We start from the raw sequence: 14,448 nt of genomic DNA on the forward strand, positions 1-14,448 counted from the left end.
CACCGGACGGCCACCACGGCGCAGTCCCAACTGCACCACCGAACATCGACAACCGCGCCATTGAAGGGAGAGAAGTACATGCCGACTCCTCGTCGCCCCAAGAACGACCACCTGATCTACGCCGACGTCGTCGACTCGAAGAGCAAGGCCGGAGTCTGGATGGGTGAGCGCGATGCCTTCCAGGCCAAGCAGGCCGAGATCCTGAACGCCGTGAAGGACCAGGCGAACTGGGTTCCGGTCGAGAACGCGATCATGGTGGTCAGCACGGCACCGGCCGGCATCACGGTGATCGCGCCGAACCCGACCCTGCCGGGCATGATCGTCCTCGCGGACGGCGGATCCCCCGAGGCCTCCGCCCAGCTCCAGGCCGCGGGCGAAGACCTCGTCCGTCAGGTCATGGGTGACCTGGGGATCGTCGAAGAGGAAGCCGCGTAACACACATGGCCTCCTCACAGATCCTGTGGGGGAAGTACATCCAGTTCGACCGGGACGGGGAGGCTGCCCTCCTCGACCCGGTCACCCTGGACAGCGTGTACCTGAGCCGCGGAGAGGTCGCTGACCTCTCCGCGGTGCCCCCGACCGCGACTCACGCCGCACTCGCCGAGCTCGGCTTCACCCCCAACGGCCCGATCACCGATCCGCGTGAAGGACTCCACCACCGCCTCAAGGAACTGGGGCTGGATCCCAACCCGGTACGGATCAGCGGGCTGCGGGTGGTTCTCACCGATGCCTGCAACATGAAGTGCGACTACTGCTTCGTCCCGACCAACACCGGCAAGCGGGACATGACCGAACAGGAAATCCACGAGGGGCTGACCTACCTGTTCGAGACGAACGCCGGCCAGGACGAAGTCTCCATCCAATGGTTCGGCGGTGAGCCGACCATCCGCTTCGACCTCATGCAGTACGGCGACGAACTCGCCGACACCCTTGCAGCCGAACATGGCGTACGGCGAGTCCGGCGCACGGTCGTCAGCAACGGCGCCCGGCTTACCGACGAAATGCTGGCGCACTACGCCCACTACAACTACGGCGTGGGCATCTCCATCGACGGCCCCCCGGCCATCAACGCCGCGAACCGTCGCCTGCTCGGCGGGCAACCCGCCGACGACCGGATCCGGAACAACGTCCAGCGTCTCCTCGCAGCCGACGGCGTGCACGTCGGCTGCAACCTCACACCCACGTCCGCGAACATCGGACGCCTCGCCGAGACCGTGACGTGGATCATCGACGTACTCGGGCTGAAGTTCATCTACGCCAACACCCCCATCCCCACCAAGGGCCGCTGGCTCGTACAGGGCGGGAAGCTAGCGAAGGAACTACATGAGGCCCGCATGGTGGCCCTCGGCCGCGGCGCCATGATGTTCTCCGTCCTGGACCGCGCCTTCCAGGCCTTGGACCGGCGCCGACCCATGCTCCTCGACCACATGCAGTCCGACCGCACCCTCAATGCGGCGCTGCTCACCGGCAGCCGGATCAGCCTGTGCGACATCAACTTCGAGGAGCCGGCCTTCCTCCACAGCATCGACGACATCCGCACGACCCCGAGCCTGCTGACGGGAATCGCGAAACAGGTCGCCCCCATATCGGCATGCGGCACGTGCCCCGCCCTGGCGATCTGCGGAGGACCCTCCCGCAACGAACAGCTCCTCATCGGTGGCGACAGCCCGGACCCGGAAATGTGCGCGTTCTACACCGGCACCGTCGAGATCGCCGTCTGGGACAACACGGGGGTGCAGTGAGCCCCCTCACCGAACCTGAGCAGCGATCACGCGGGACGCTGATCCCGACCAAGACGGCGCTGATCAGCACCGCCGGACACTGCACGATCGCCTGCGGATTCTGCCTCCGCCCCGACCGTGCACGTGGATTCCTCGAAGTCCCCACCTACGCTCGGGCGCTCTCCCGGCTCAGAGAGGTCGGTGTCGAGGGCGTTTGCCTCACAGGCGGAGAGCCCGCGCACCATCCGCAACTCCGCCAACTCGTACGACTCGCTCACCAATTCGGCCTGGCCGTTTCCGTAGTGACCTCCGCCCGAACCTCGGACGAGGTCCACCGGCTGAGCGAGATCGCACACCTCCTGACCAACGTCACCGTCTCCGCGGACTCGGCCGGAGCGATGCACCTGGGCCGCACCACCCGCTCCGTGAGTTCCGGGATCGCGACCTTGAAGCAGGTGATGGCACCGGTAAGGGTCCTCCACCTCACCTACTGGGACGTCACCGCTCAGGAGTGCCAGGACATCCACCAATTGGTCGATGAGCCCGAGGTCGAGATCCAGTTGAGCCCCGTGACTCTGGGCGAGACGGCCCGGGAGCGCGCCGGGTACACACTCTCCGGCTACCTCGCCCAGCAGCGGACGGACGCCGAACATCTCGGCCGCTTCTTCCAGCTCACACCCCGGTTCCAGAAGCACCTCACGGCATTGCAGGACATGTATCTGCACCCCCGCTGTGAACGTGCCTGCAGCTCGGCGACCCTGTACGTGTCCGCGAAGGGGGAACTCCGCCGCTGCCCCTACAGCAAGAACGGGGTCAGCGTGCAGGCGCCACGAGCGGCGATCAGCCGCTTCCTCACGTCCGGGCCCCAGGACTGGACAACACCGGACTGCGCGGCCATCTGCCGCGCCGACCATGGCCCCGCGAGCGGATGATGACCATTCCTGTCACCACACCAGACGAGTTCATCGAACGATGGCGCGTCCCGCCGAACATGCGTATAGGCAAGGAACTCGCTGCGGTCGACTTCGTGTTCCCCCCGGCCCGCGAAGTCCTCGACACCATCCGGCGCGACGAACAGGTGCGGTTCACGATCCTCGGAGACGAGGACTGGTCCGTACGCATGGACCGTACCGCGGCGTTCCGCACCGCCCCGATCGACGAGGTGATGACCTGGACCTTCCGCCTCGTCCACTTCAACCTCAGCCGCTTCTACAACGAGATCCTGGCCGGCTTCCAGGAACAGGTCATGATCCCCTGGCGCACGCAGCTCTCCAGTTGGGGATACACCTGGCAGCGATGCGCACCGCTGCTGTTCATCTCGACCGACGGCGCGTTCTCGACGTACCACAACGACAACTCCCACGGCATGGTCTGGCAGATCGAGGGAACCAAGACCTTCCACAGCTACCGTGACCCCGACCGGGTCCTGTCTGCTGACGACGCCGTGGTCGGGGAGACGACGGCCGAAGAGCCGCCCGAGCACGACCCGGCCGATCGCCTGTCAGTACGTATGGGGCCAGGCGACATGCTGTGGAGCCACGCACTGACACCGCACTGGGTGACCACCGAGTCCCCGCTCGCGATGAGCGTCACGCTCTCCCACGGTGCCCTGTGCCACCAGGGCCGCTTCGCGGAACGCGAACTGGCACTGCGCACCTACTGGGACAAGCACCCGGCCGAAGCGTGGACGCATGACCTTCGCAATCTCCGCTACTGACCAGGCGGGGCCGTCACCTGTCGTACATCGGTGACGGTCCCGCCTTTCCATGCCTACGGAGTGAGCCGGTTCGGGCCACGGAACAAGAACGTGGCCTCACGGATCGTGTCGAGGCCGAGCATCACCATCAGCACCCGGCCCAGCCCCATACCCAAACCGCCGTGCGGCGGACACCCGAACCGGAAGCAGTTCAGGTAGTCCTGCATCGGTTCCGTGTTCATGCCCTTCTCTGCCGCTTGCTTGAGCAGCATGTCGTAGCGGTGCTCGCGCTGCGCGCCGGTGGTGACCTCCAACCCCTTCCACAGCAGGTCGAAGCTCAGCGTCACACTCGAGTCGTCCGTCGGCCGCATGTGGTAGAAGGGCCGGATGCTGGTCGGATAGTGGGTGATGAACACCCACTCGTGCCCGGTCTGCTCCTTGATATGCGCGGAGATGCCACGCTCGCCCTCCGGGTCCAAGTCTTCCTTGATGCCGTCCGGGTCCCAGCCCTTGGCGCGGAGAATCTCCTGGGCCTCGGCCATCGTGATCCTCGGGAACGGTGTCTCCGGCACCGTGACCTCGACGCCGAACGCTTCCCGGATCGCGTCACCATGCGCCTCCGCGACCTTGCCGATGGCGTGCGTGAGCATCTGCTCCTCGAACGCCATCACGTCCTCGACGCTGTTGATCCACGCCAGCTCCACGTCCACACCGGTGAACTCGGTGGCGTGCCGGGACGTGAACGACGGCTCGGCCCGGAACACCGGGCCGATCTCGAAGACCCTGTCGATGCCGGCCGCGATGGCCATTTGCTTGAAGAACTGCGGCGACTGCGCCAGGTAGGCGGAGCGGTCGAAGTACCCGAGCTTGAACACCTCCGCGCCCGACTCCGAGGCCGTGCCCATCAGCTTCGGGGTGTGCATCTCGGTGCAGCCCTGCGCGTACGCGTACTCGCGCATCGCCTGCTCGAGGGTGGTCTGCACGGCGAACAGAAGCTGGGCGGTCGGGCGGCGGCGGACGTCGAGGAACCGCCAGTCCAGGCGCTGCTCGATCCCCGTGTGCTCGTCGATCGGCAGCGGCGACTCAGCCCGGTTGAGGACCTCGATCGACTCCGGGATGATCTCCAGAGCACCGAGCTTGACGACCGGGTTGTCGACCACGCGGCCAGTGATCCGGATGGCGGACTCCGTGGTCAGGTCCTCCAGCTGCTGTTCCAGCTCGCTGTCGTCGCGCTTGTGGGTCACCTGGACCGTGCCAGTGTGGTCCCTCACGAGGACGAACTGCATCTTGCGCTGCAGGCGGAGGGTGTTCACCCAGCCTGAGATCGAAACGGTGTGGCCGACGTGTTCTCGCAGGTCAGAGACCAATACGCGGCTAGTGGTGTGGATCATCGCAGCCCTCCCAGGGGCGTCGTCATGATCCCTTGGGAGCGTGGGCGAGAAGGGTACTCGCGGTGCCACCACGCCTTTGCCACCGCCAGACAGCGGCGGCCTCATTCATGCCCGATGACGGGGGCCAGCCGGCGGGGCATAAGACCGCAGGGGTCGTTCCTCCCCGCACTCAGGAGGGTCTTCACCTGGGGCGCGACTCTGCCTTCACAGCTACCGGCAGCTCTCTCTGCTCGCGTGGTCCCGCGGCTACTCGTCTCCATCGACGCGTTGCAATAGAGGATAGGGCGGCAGATGTGATCAAGGCAATCACATTGCCGTTTTCGGGTGCGCCTGTAGACGGGGCAGGGCGCCGTGCAGCCCGTGCCGCTCGTTGAAGAAGGGGCGGCACGGGTGCGGGAGCTCCGGTCAGGCTTCCGGGGCGCCGCCGAAGCGGGCGCGGTAGGACTCCAGGTCCTCCTCCGTGATCTTCGCGAAGAGCACCGGCGGCACCGTGAAGGCCGTGCCGGCCGGGACGGCGTCCAGGGACTTGGCCTGGTCGGCGGTCACCCAGGTCGCGGTGTCGTTCTCCAGGGCGAAGGCCCCGCGCATGGCGGCGGCCGTGGCCGGGATGAACGGCTTGGAGACGACCGCGTACAGATGGATCAGGTTCATCGCGGTACGCAGGGTCAGCGCCGCGCCGTCCGCGTCGGTCTTGATCTCCAGCCAGGGGGCCTTCTCCTCCAGGTAGGAGTTGCCCGCGGACCACAGCGCGCGCAGGGCGGCGGCGGCCTTGCGGAACTGGAGCGCCTCCATCTGCTCCTCGTACTCGCCGAGCAGCCGTGCGATCTCCTCACCCAGCTTCGCCTCCGCCTCGCCGGCGGCGCGACCGGCCGGGACCTCGTCGCCGAACCGCTTGCGGGAGAAGGACAGCACGCGGTTGACGAAGTTGCCGAGGGTGTCGGCCAGGTCCTTGTTGACCGTGGCGGTGAAGTGCTCCCAGGTGAAGGAGGAGTCGTCCGACTCGGGGGCGTTGGCGATGAGGAAGTAGCGCCAGTAGTCGCCGGGGAGGGTCTCCAGGGCCGCGTCGGTGAAGACGCCGCGCTTCTGGGAGGTGGAGAACTTGCCGCCGTAGTACGTCAGCCAGTTGAAGCCCTTGACGACGTCGACCTTCTTCCACGGCTCGCGCACGCCGAGCTCGGTGGCCGGGAACATCACCGTGTGGAAGGGGACGTTGTCCTTGGCCATGAACTGCGTGTACCGGACGGTGTCGTCGGCCTCGTACCACCACGACTTCCAGTCGCGGGTCTCGCCGTCGGAGGCGGCGTCCGCCCACTCCTTCGTCGCACCGATGTACTCGATCGGGGCGTCGAACCAGACGTAGAAGACCTTGCCCTCGGCCGCGAGCTCCGGCCACGTGTCGGCCGGCACCGGCACGCCCCAGTCGAGGTCACGGGTGATGGCGCGGTCGTTCAGGCCCTCGGTCAGCCACTTGCGAGCGATGGACGTGGACAGGTGCGGCCATTCCGCGCTGACGGTGGCGATCCACTCCTCGACCTCGTGCTGGAGCTTGGACTGCAGCAGGAAGAGGTGCTTGGTCTCGCGGACCTCCAGGTCCGTGGAACCGCTGATCGCCGAGCGCGGGTCGATCAGGTCCGTCGGGTCCAGGACGCGGGTGCAGTCCTCACACTGGTCACCGCGGGCCTTGTCGTAGCCACAGTGCGGGCAGGTGCCTTCGACGTAGCGGTCCGGCAGGAAGCGGCCGTCGACCGGCGAGTACACCTGGCGGATCGCCCGCTCCTCGATGAAGCCGTTCTCGTTCAGCTTCCGCGCGAAGTGCTGGGTGATCTCGACGTTCTGCTGCGAGGAGCTGCGCCCGAAGTAGTCGAAGGCCAGCTCGAACCCGTCGTACACGGCCTTCTGCGCTTCGTGCGCCTGCGCGCAGAACTCGGCGACCGTCAGTCCGGCCTCCTTGGCGGCCAGCTCGGCCGGCGTGCCATGCTCGTCGGTGGCGCAGATGTAGAGGACGTCGTGACCGCGCTGGCGGAGGTACCGGGAGTACACGTCCGCCGGAAGCATCGACCCGACCATGTTGCCCAGGTGCTTGATCCCGTTGATGTAGGGAAGCGCGCTGGTTACCAGGTGTCGAGCCATCCTCGGATGCTCCATTTCGTACGTACGGCGCCAGTGGTGCTGCCACGGCGGGCCCAGGTCGGGAGGCCGCAAAGACGCGGACCAGGCAGGTCGCGAGTGAGCGTCACTGACACGCGGTGACGTATCGGGGGTTGCGGGCCACCGCCATCGTATCGGGGGCGCTGGGTACCCTTCGCGGTGATTTTGGCGCCGGCCCGGACGGCCGAAAAGCGCTCGGCCGTCCGGGACAGGCGGCCAAGCGAGTCCCGTACGGCCGAGGCACCCCTCATTCTAGGACCGGGGGCAGCAGCGGGGTCGCTGCCGGAGGCCCGACGCGATCGGCGTGAGCCCACGCCGTGGCTGACGAAAAGGGGGAGTGCCGTGAACCTGCTGCCAACCGCAACGAGCACAGAGGTCGAGGAGCGGTAGCCCCGCGTTGCTGTCCTCCCGGTCGGTTCCTTCGAGCAGCATGGCCGGTACCTCCCCCTGGTCACCGACACCGCGATTGCGTGCATCGTCGGTCAGGAGATCGCCAGCGCCTACGCAGTGCACTTGCTTCCACCGATCACAATCTCGTGCAGCCACGAGCACGCGGCGTTCCCGGGCACGGTCAGCATCAGCGCCAAGACCCTGCTCGCGGTGATCGATGACATCCGGGCGTCCCTCGGGCGTTCCGGAATCCACAAGCTGGTGATCATCAACGGCCACGGCGGGAACTACGTCCTGTCCAACGTAGTCCAGGAGGCGAGTATCGAGGGCCCGACGATGTCCCTGTTCTCGATGGGGCCTGACTGGAATCGCGCCCGCGAGCGCGGGGGACTGGTGTCAGACCGGCACGGAGACATGCACGCCGGCGAGATCGAGACCTCGATCCTGCTGCACGCCGCTCCCGACCTCGTCTGTGACGGGTTCGCCGAGGCAGACCACGACAGTGGTGACCGCTCGTTCCTTCTCGTCCGGGGGATGAGCGAGTACACGAAGACAGGGGTCATCGGCTTTCCGTCGCAGGCCACCGCCGAGAAGGGGAAGGCCGTTCTGGAGAGCCTGCAATCGAGCTTTGCTCAGCACCTTGAAGCACTGGGTGAGTGGACTTGACCACGCTGCAGTCAGCCTCACGGCTCGCGGTACAGCGCTTGGGCCGACTGGTGGTGGGCTCTGCGGAGATTTCGAACCAAGTCGTCTTGCCAGCAGGATCCGGAACGATCCCCCAAGCGTCCGCGATGGACTCAACGAGAAGGAGGCCGCGGCCGTTCTCATCGTCAGGGCCGGCCACTTGAGCGAGTAGCTCAGTATCGGCATTGCCGCTGTCGGTCACCTCGACCCGGAGCCGCGTGCCGGTCCAGCGCAGACACACCGCGCAGGAGCCATCGGTGTGCCTCACTGCGTTCGCGATCACTTCCCCAGCCAGCAGCTCTATCGAGGCCAGCATGTCATCGTCCAGGGCTAGCCCGAGACCATGGGCCACGGCACGGACACGGCGGCGAGCTGGCGGCACGGCTTTGACGAGGGCAGGCACTTTGAATCCATACGGCAACTCATCGAGCGTGGGGCGCGGCATGGGATACCCCTCTGACAAGGACCGGCCTGGGTAACAGCACCGCAGTCGCGGCGAGCCATCAGGCTCAGTCCAGCCGAACAAGCCCCGGATAGGGCCTCTGCCTGGTGGCGGAGCCCACCCTCCCAATCTGCCTGACTGTTCACCATCGCGCCGGAGATATCACTCCGGCAATGCGGCGGTACGTGTCCTCGGCGCATGGTGGAGCGGATCTGGTGCAACTGGTCCCGCAGTGCCGTCCACGGAACGTCGATCACCTGCGGGAGCTGACCGATGCCCTGGCTTACGAGGCCGACGAGAACGTCATCCCGTCTCGCGGGAGCGGAACCAGCCGAGGGACACAGCACGATCCTCCCCGCTCCCCGTTCGCCCACGTCGACACCCTGCGATGGGACGCCTCATCCCCAGCACCCTGGACGAAGTGATCGGCCTGCAGTTCTCGTTCAGCTACAGCACACCCGCCCTACTTGGCGATCACATCGCCGAGTTCGAGGCAGACCTACGCCAGGTTTCACCCAGCTGCAGCCCGGCGGGAAGTTCGAGGAGCGCATCCGCACCGGAGCCCTGATCGCCACCCGTCCATGAGTCGATAGTGCTGGCGGCCGAAATCGGCCGCCGGTTACGGAGGTGCCCTGTAGCGTGACCGGCCTTGACGATCGGAGGAGAGCCATGCCTGAGAAGACCGCAGAGTCCGGCCGTACGTACGCCGCTCACTACGCCGACGTTCACCTGATCGTCCGCCAGGGTGACGAGATCCTGATGGGGCGACGCCGCAGTCAGCCTGTGTTTCCTGGCATGTACCAGGTGCCGGCCGGGCTGATGGAGGACCACGAGCCCGCCACGCTGGCAGCCGCCCGGGAGTTCACCGAGGAGACTGGCGCCACCGCCGTCCCCTCCGACGTGCGGTTCGTGCACCTGATGCACCACGTCTCCACGCACGCCGGGTCACGGCGGATCGCCTTCTTCTTCGAGGTCGACCGCTGGCACGGCCGGATCGGGAACCCCGAGCCGGACAAGTGCGAGGGCTGGCAGTGGCACAAGCCCAGCAGCCTCCCCGAGCCTCTGCCTCCGTACCTCGCGGTCGCCCTGCAGCACATCGCCGACGGCGTCACTTACAGCGAATACGCCTGGCCCTCCGCATGAGTGCCGGCGACATGTGGATGCGGCCGGTGCGCAGGACCGGGTACCAGCCGCACACTGCTGACACCTCCGTGAAAGGAAGAACGCATGCCGGTCCGGGAGTTAGCCCGTCGCGCCGTGGTCGCGGATGCGCCCCAGCTGGTCAGGCTGCGATGGATCATGTTCGGGTCGCCTGGTCCAGCGCCCGCTCCGCGATGGGCGGCGGAGTGCACGGCATTCGCCCAGCGCCTCGACGACCCGCTGTTCGCCATCTTCGTCGTTGACACCGGGAGAGGCGGCCTGGCCGCGTGCGCCGCAGGAACCCGCACTCCTCGACTCCCCAGCCCGGGGAACAGTGCCCCCTATGCCGGGCACATCGGGTCAGTGGCCACCGACCCGGCGCACCGCCGCCGTGGGTACGGCCGGGCCTGCGTCACGGCCGCGCGTGATTGGCTAGCCGGACAGGGCTGCACAGTCATCGATCTGTACGCCTCGGCGGACGGTCGCCCCCTGTACGACACGATGGGCTTCGTTGTCCGGCCTGATGTCGCGATGATCTGGCGCGCACCGAGCGCGAGCCGTGAATGGTGACTGGCCAGGCCTCCGGGCAGGACTGGCAGCCCGCACCGCTGAGTGAGGTCGCCACGCTGTTCTCGAAGACGGCTGCCCCGTGGTGGATCGCGGGCGGTCATGCCATCGAGCTCGCCACGGGCCGGTCGTTCCGCGAGCATCACGACATCGACGTCCTCGTGCTGCGCCGAGACCAGCTCGCCGTTCAGGAGGTACTCGCCGGGTGGCAGTGGTGGGCTGCTGTCCCGCCCGGGAACCTGCGGCCGTGGCGGCCCGGCGAGCTGCTGCCGGTCGGCGTGCATGACGTCTGGTGCCGTCCCAACGCGTCGGCGCCATGGCGGATTCAAGTGATGCTCGACGAGGCCGAGGGCGACGACTGGGTGTCGCGGCGGGACCGCCACGTGCGGTGCGGCCTCGCGGACCTGGGGGCAGTCTCCGCAGCCGGCATCCCCTACCTGCGGCCGGAGGTCCAGCTCTACTACAAGGCGAAGCAGCCGCGGCCCAGGGACGCGGTCGACTTCGCGGCGGTGCTGCCGATCCTCGACACCGGGCAGCGGGCATGGCTCGTGCAGTCGATCGGCGGCACGTACGGGCCGCACCCGTGGATCGAGCAGCTCGGCGAGTAGCGCCGGCGCTGGACCGTCAGCGATCCAAGGTGTTGAGCTGCGCTCGTCCTTGACGGCCCGCCCCGTCCCTGAACCTCGGCTGGGTATCGGTCGGCCGGGGAAGGGGTGGCATCCCCATGGGGACGACGGCGCAACTCCGCCATCCCATGGCCGATTCCGTGACGCTGATGGTGTGGAATATCGGCGGCGTTCATAGGGCGAGCTCCACTACGTCGTCGAGCAGACCTTCGCCCTGCTCCACCAGTTCAAACGCCTCGCTGTCCGCTGGGAACGCCGCACCGACTCCACAACGCCTTCGTTTCCCTCGCCTGCAGTCTCATCTGTTGGAGACGACTCAAGAAAGCCCCCGCCCCGCCCCAACCGGACTGGACCGTGCAAGCACAGGTGGATCGGTCTTACCTCGGAAGTATTCAGAAAGATCAATTAAGCTTGATCTTTAACCTGTGCGGCGGGGCCGTGGGGTGGTTGATTTCTTTGTTCGGCGTTTCGCTGTCTGCGTTTTGCGGGGTGTGTGCACGTCGTGGCGTGGTGTGGGCCGGGTGTTCTTCCGGCCTGGTGGTCGTCCAGGGCCGGGGTGGGAGGGTTTCGGTGCTCTGGCCGGGCAGCCGGCCTTTGGGCGGATGTGCCGGAAGTCCCTGCGGACGCGGGCGGGGGTGAGTCTGTCCGGGGAGGTTGGTTTCTCCCAGGGGCGACGCAGGTCGGCTGCCAGCGGGCGGGCGAGACGGAGTTGGGTGTAGGCGGCGAGGATCAGCCAGGTCCAGCGGTCCGCCGCCTCGGGGGTGCGGATCTTGGGGCAGGTCCAGCCGAGAGTCTGCTTGAAGAGACGGAACGTGTGCTCGATGTCGAAGCGCCGCAGGTATGACTGCCAGAGACGGTCGACGTCGGCGACGCTGGCGTCGGTTCCGGACCACCACAGCCAGACCGGCTTTGGGGTGGCTCCGCTGGGCAGGTGGTCGATGTCCAGGCGGATCACGGTCCCCTCGACAAGCGGGAGGGTGCCGTCGGCTGCGGCCCAGGAAGAGCGGTGGGTCAGCTTGGGGTGGAGGCGGTTCCAGGAGCGGGCGGTGGCAATGCCGTAGAGGCGTGTCTCAGTGACGGTTTCGGTGTCCGGCATGCCCCAGGTGTCGGGCTGCCGGAAGACAAACTCGCCGCCGTGCCGGGGCGGCCGGCCCAGGGTGTGGGGTTGGCGGGGCGGGGCGGCCCTGCGTAGGACGCGGTCCGAGCGCATCCGGGCCAACACCTGCACGGGTAGGTCTCCCAGCAGGAATGCCAGGCGGGGTGCGTCGTATCCGGCGTCCGCGACGATGAGGATCTCCGGGTCACCCGTCTGCCACTGACCGGCGTTGATCAGTCGCTGAAGCAGAGCGCGCAGTTGTCGGGCGGTGACGGTGGCAGTGTCATCCCCGGGAGCCAGACGAAGAGCGTCCAGGGGTGCGGTCCACGAACTGCGGCCTGGTTCGAGAGCGCAGACGATCGAGTACGGCCAGCCGGGGACCGGGATGTGCTGGTCCTTGCCCCGTCCGTAGGTGTGGCACAGGATCCGTTCCGGCGAGGTATGGGCGTCGGGCCGCAGCCAGCAGGTGACATCGACGGCCAGGACCAGCCGGCCATCGGTAGCCCGCGGCAGCGGCACCGCGGCCACTGCCCGCCGCAGCCGGTCGGCATCGATGCGTCCACGAGCAACGGCGGCGTAGAGCCCGCCATGGCCCCGGCGGTGTTCGCCCACCAGCGACAGTTCGGCCAGCGACCTCACCGGCCCGTCGCCGCACAGAACGGCATCAGCCAGCTCGAACAACGCGTCCGAACGAGCGGTGAGGCAGGAGTAGAACTCGCCCCGGAATCATGACAGTTCCGCCAACGGCTCTTGCCGGGCATCGTGATGCAGCAGACTCATCCTCACGGCCTTCGTGCTGGACGTGTGTGTTCCTTGGTCGGAGCACATGTTCAGACGCAGGCCGCTTCCGCGTACCCCGGTTACCGCACCGAGTGATCAAGTTCGACTCGCCATTCGACGGCGGACGTTAAAGATCAAGTTAAGGGCTTGCCAGGAAACAAGTCGTGGCTTCCAGCTGTTCGGACTCGTTGTTCTGGTATGGGGAGACCAGAGGGGACCGAGGATGTCCTGGCGGCGAAGTTTCAAGTGTTGTTGCCGCATCTCGACGAGCGTCAGCGTCGGCTGGCCATAGGGGCGGAAGCACTGTCGCTGGGGCATGGTGGGATCAGACTCGTCGCGCCGCGGCCGGGGTTCGGGAGGGTACGGTCTCGCGCGGAGCGGCCGAACTGGATTCTGGCCAGGTGCTGTTGGGGCGGGTCCGTCGTCCTGGTGGTGGCCGGAAGAGGGCAGCGGACCTTGATCCGGGGCTACGGCCGGCTCTGCTTGCGCTGGTCGAGCCCGACGAGCGGGGTGACCCGATGTCACCGCTGCGCTGGACGACGAAGTCGACCCGGAAGCTGGCAGCGGCGCTGACCCGGCAGGGCCATCGGGTCTCCGCCGACACGGTCGCCGGCCTGCTGCGGGAGGAAGGATTCAGTCTGCAGGCCAACGCCAAGACCATCGAAGGTGCGCAGCACTCCGACAGGGACGCCCAGTTCCGCTACCTCAACGAGCAGGCACGAGACCACAGGGACGCCGGTGACCCGGTGATCAGCGTGGACAGCAAGAAGAAGGAACTGGTCGGCTACTACAAGAACGCCGGGCACGAATGGCGGCCCGCAGGGCAGCCCGTGAGGGTCAAGACGCACGACTTCCCCGGCCAGGCCGAGAAGGCGATTCCGTACGGGATCTATGACATGGCGGCGAATACCGGCTGGGTCAGCATCGGCACCGATCACGACACCGCGGCGTTCGCCGTCGCCTCGATCCGACGCTGGTGGCAGGCTCGCGGCCGGCACGACTACCCCCGCGCTCGTCGGCTGCTGATCACCGCCGACGGCGGGGGCTCCAACGGCTACCGCACCCGTGGCTGGAAGACCCAGCTCGCCGACCTCGCTGCCGAGACCGGCCTTGAGATCACGGTGTGTCACCTGCCGCCCGGCACCTCGAAGTGGAACAAGATCGAGCACAGACTGTTCTCCCACATCACCATGAACTGGCGAGGCAGACCTCTGACCAGCCACGAAGTCATGATCCAAACCATCGCCGCAACCACCAGCCGCACCGGCCTCACCGTCCAGGCCGAACTCGACAGCGGCGAGTACCCCACCGGCATCCGCATCAGCGACGACGAGATCGCCGCCCTGCCCATCACCCGTCATCGCTTCCACGGCGATTGGAATTACACCCTCCACCCCCAGCCGATGGACGCGGCGCCCACTGGCAGCACACCGGACGAGGCCCTGGCGGACCGACCGACTCACCTCACGCGGCATTCGCTCCAGGACCCGGAACTGACCGGGATGACCCGCCGGCAACTCAGCGAACTCATCGATGCGTTGATTCCAGAGATGGAGGTTCAGCGTGAGCAAGTACTCCGTACACGCCGAGGCCACGAGCGCCTGGTTGCCCCTGGCGCAGGTGCCAAAGCCAAGCTCACCTCAGCTGACCGGATCCTGGCCACCGTGCTCCACCTGCGAAAACTCGCGCCTATGGGTCTCCTGGGCCAGCTCTTCAACACCACCGCCATGACCATCAGCCGCGCAGCCCTCTCTGTCAGCCTTGGGT

At 67.1% G+C, this 14,448-nt stretch carries 11 protein-coding genes and 2 pseudogenes; 9 read left to right on the forward strand and 4 right to left on the reverse strand.

Annotated elements, in window-relative coordinates; translation table 11 throughout:
• Positions 1–78: 78 nt before the first annotated feature.
• The 4 genes from J7E96_RS26865 to J7E96_RS26880 are packed head-to-tail and all read left to right on the forward strand — an operon-like array spanning position 79 to position 3,438.
• The gene (locus tag J7E96_RS26865; RefSeq protein ID WP_215134726.1) at positions 79–435 is read left to right on the forward strand and encodes a hypothetical protein; all 357 of its coding nucleotides are present in this window, start codon (positions 79–81) and stop codon (positions 433–435) included.
• A 5-nt stretch (positions 436–440) separates the two neighbouring features.
• Entirely contained in the window at positions 441–1,742 is a 1,302-nt protein-coding gene (locus J7E96_RS26870; protein ID WP_215134727.1) for a radical SAM protein, read from the forward strand.
• Positions 1,739–2,653 carry a radical SAM protein gene (locus J7E96_RS26875; protein ID WP_308296152.1) on the forward strand — a complete coding sequence of 305 codons (915 nt, stop codon included), beginning with the start codon at positions 1,739–1,741 and terminating at the stop codon, positions 2,651–2,653. The genes J7E96_RS26870 and J7E96_RS26875 overlap by 4 nt, the downstream gene beginning before the upstream one ends.
• On the forward strand, positions 2,650–3,438 hold the full coding sequence (locus J7E96_RS26880) for a hypothetical protein (protein WP_251070484.1): 789 nt from the start codon (positions 2,650–2,652) through the stop codon (positions 3,436–3,438). Before J7E96_RS26875 ends, J7E96_RS26880 begins: the two co-directional genes overlap by 4 nt.
• 53 nt (positions 3,439–3,491) lie before the next feature.
• Here the strand turns inward: J7E96_RS26880 and aspS are convergent, their stop codons facing one another.
• Together aspS and metG are read right to left on the reverse strand one after the other, a co-directional pair.
• Entirely contained in the window at positions 3,492–4,808 is a 1,317-nt protein-coding gene (gene aspS, locus J7E96_RS26885; protein ID WP_215134728.1) for an aspartate--tRNA(Asn) ligase, read from the reverse strand.
• Between the two features lie 405 nt (positions 4,809–5,213).
• Positions 5,214–6,938: a methionine--tRNA ligase gene (gene metG, locus J7E96_RS26890; protein WP_215134729.1), complete on the reverse strand. Its 1,725-nt coding sequence runs from the start codon at positions 6,936–6,938 to the stop codon at positions 5,214–5,216.
• 465 nt (positions 6,939–7,403) lie between these two features.
• Between metG and J7E96_RS26895 the strand changes: the two genes are divergently transcribed.
• Complete coding sequence (locus J7E96_RS26895; protein WP_308296153.1) at positions 7,404–8,012, forward strand: creatininase family protein; 609 nt, start codon at positions 7,404–7,406, stop codon at positions 8,010–8,012.
• Here the strand turns inward: J7E96_RS26895 and J7E96_RS26900 are convergent.
• Positions 7,906–8,475, reverse strand: coding sequence for an ATP-binding protein (locus tag J7E96_RS26900; protein ID WP_215134730.1), 570 nt, complete (start codon positions 8,473–8,475; stop codon positions 7,906–7,908). The genes J7E96_RS26895 and J7E96_RS26900 overlap by 107 nt on opposite strands.
• Positions 8,476–9,141: 666 nt before the next feature.
• Between J7E96_RS26900 and J7E96_RS26905 the strand changes: the two genes are divergently transcribed.
• The 3 genes from J7E96_RS26905 (at position 9,142) to J7E96_RS26915 (ending at position 10,787) form a co-directional block, all read left to right on the forward strand.
• The gene (locus J7E96_RS26905) at positions 9,142–9,615 is read left to right on the forward strand and encodes an NUDIX domain-containing protein (RefSeq protein WP_215134731.1); all 474 of its coding nucleotides are present in this window, start codon (positions 9,142–9,144) and stop codon (positions 9,613–9,615) included.
• Between the two features lie 156 nt (positions 9,616–9,771).
• Complete coding sequence (locus J7E96_RS26910; protein ID WP_251070491.1) at positions 9,772–10,182, forward strand: GNAT family N-acetyltransferase; 411 nt, start codon at positions 9,772–9,774, stop codon at positions 10,180–10,182.
• Entirely contained in the window at positions 10,176–10,787 is a 612-nt protein-coding gene (locus J7E96_RS26915) for a nucleotidyltransferase domain-containing protein (RefSeq protein ID WP_215134733.1), read from the forward strand. The genes J7E96_RS26910 and J7E96_RS26915 overlap by 7 nt, the downstream gene beginning before the upstream one ends.
• Before the next feature lie 436 nt (positions 10,788–11,223).
• Here the strand turns inward: J7E96_RS26915 and J7E96_RS26920 are convergent.
• Positions 11,224–12,681 (reverse strand): annotated as a pseudogene (locus J7E96_RS26920) (NF041680 family putative transposase).
• 198 nt (positions 12,682–12,879) lie between these two features.
• On the opposite strand from J7E96_RS26920, the pseudogene J7E96_RS26925 reads away from it, so the two are divergent.
• A pseudogene (locus J7E96_RS26925) lies at positions 12,880–14,448 on the forward strand (ISAzo13 family transposase); the annotation flags it as partial.

This window comes from Streptomyces sp. ISL-96 (assembly GCF_018614035.1).
Classification (GTDB): Bacteria; Actinomycetota; Actinomycetes; order Streptomycetales; family Streptomycetaceae; genus Streptomyces.

Excerpts from the sequence above, each read along its gene's own strand:
- J7E96_RS26905 (WP_215134731.1), top strand. The coding sequence starts at position 9,142 with ATGCCTGAGAAGACCGCAGAGTCCGGCCGTACGTACGCCGCTCACTAC.
- J7E96_RS26910 (WP_251070491.1), top strand. The coding sequence starts at position 9,772 with ATGTTCGGGTCGCCTGGTCCAGCGCCCGCTCCGCGATGGGCGGCGGAG.
- aspS (WP_215134728.1), bottom strand. The coding sequence starts at position 4,808 with ATGATCCACACCACTAGCCGCGTATTGGTCTCTGACCTGCGAGAACAC.
- J7E96_RS26915 (WP_215134733.1), top strand. The coding sequence starts at position 10,176 with ATGGTGACTGGCCAGGCCTCCGGGCAGGACTGGCAGCCCGCACCGCTG.
- J7E96_RS26870 (WP_215134727.1), top strand. The coding sequence starts at position 441 with ATGGCCTCCTCACAGATCCTGTGGGGGAAGTACATCCAGTTCGACCGG.
- metG (WP_215134729.1), bottom strand. The coding sequence starts at position 6,938 with ATGGCTCGACACCTGGTAACCAGCGCGCTTCCCTACATCAACGGGATC.
- J7E96_RS26865 (WP_215134726.1), top strand. The coding sequence starts at position 79 with ATGCCGACTCCTCGTCGCCCCAAGAACGACCACCTGATCTACGCCGAC.
- J7E96_RS26880 (WP_251070484.1), top strand. The coding sequence starts at position 2,650 with ATGATGACCATTCCTGTCACCACACCAGACGAGTTCATCGAACGATGG.
- J7E96_RS26900 (WP_215134730.1), bottom strand. The coding sequence starts at position 8,475 with ATGCCGCGCCCCACGCTCGATGAGTTGCCGTATGGATTCAAAGTGCCT.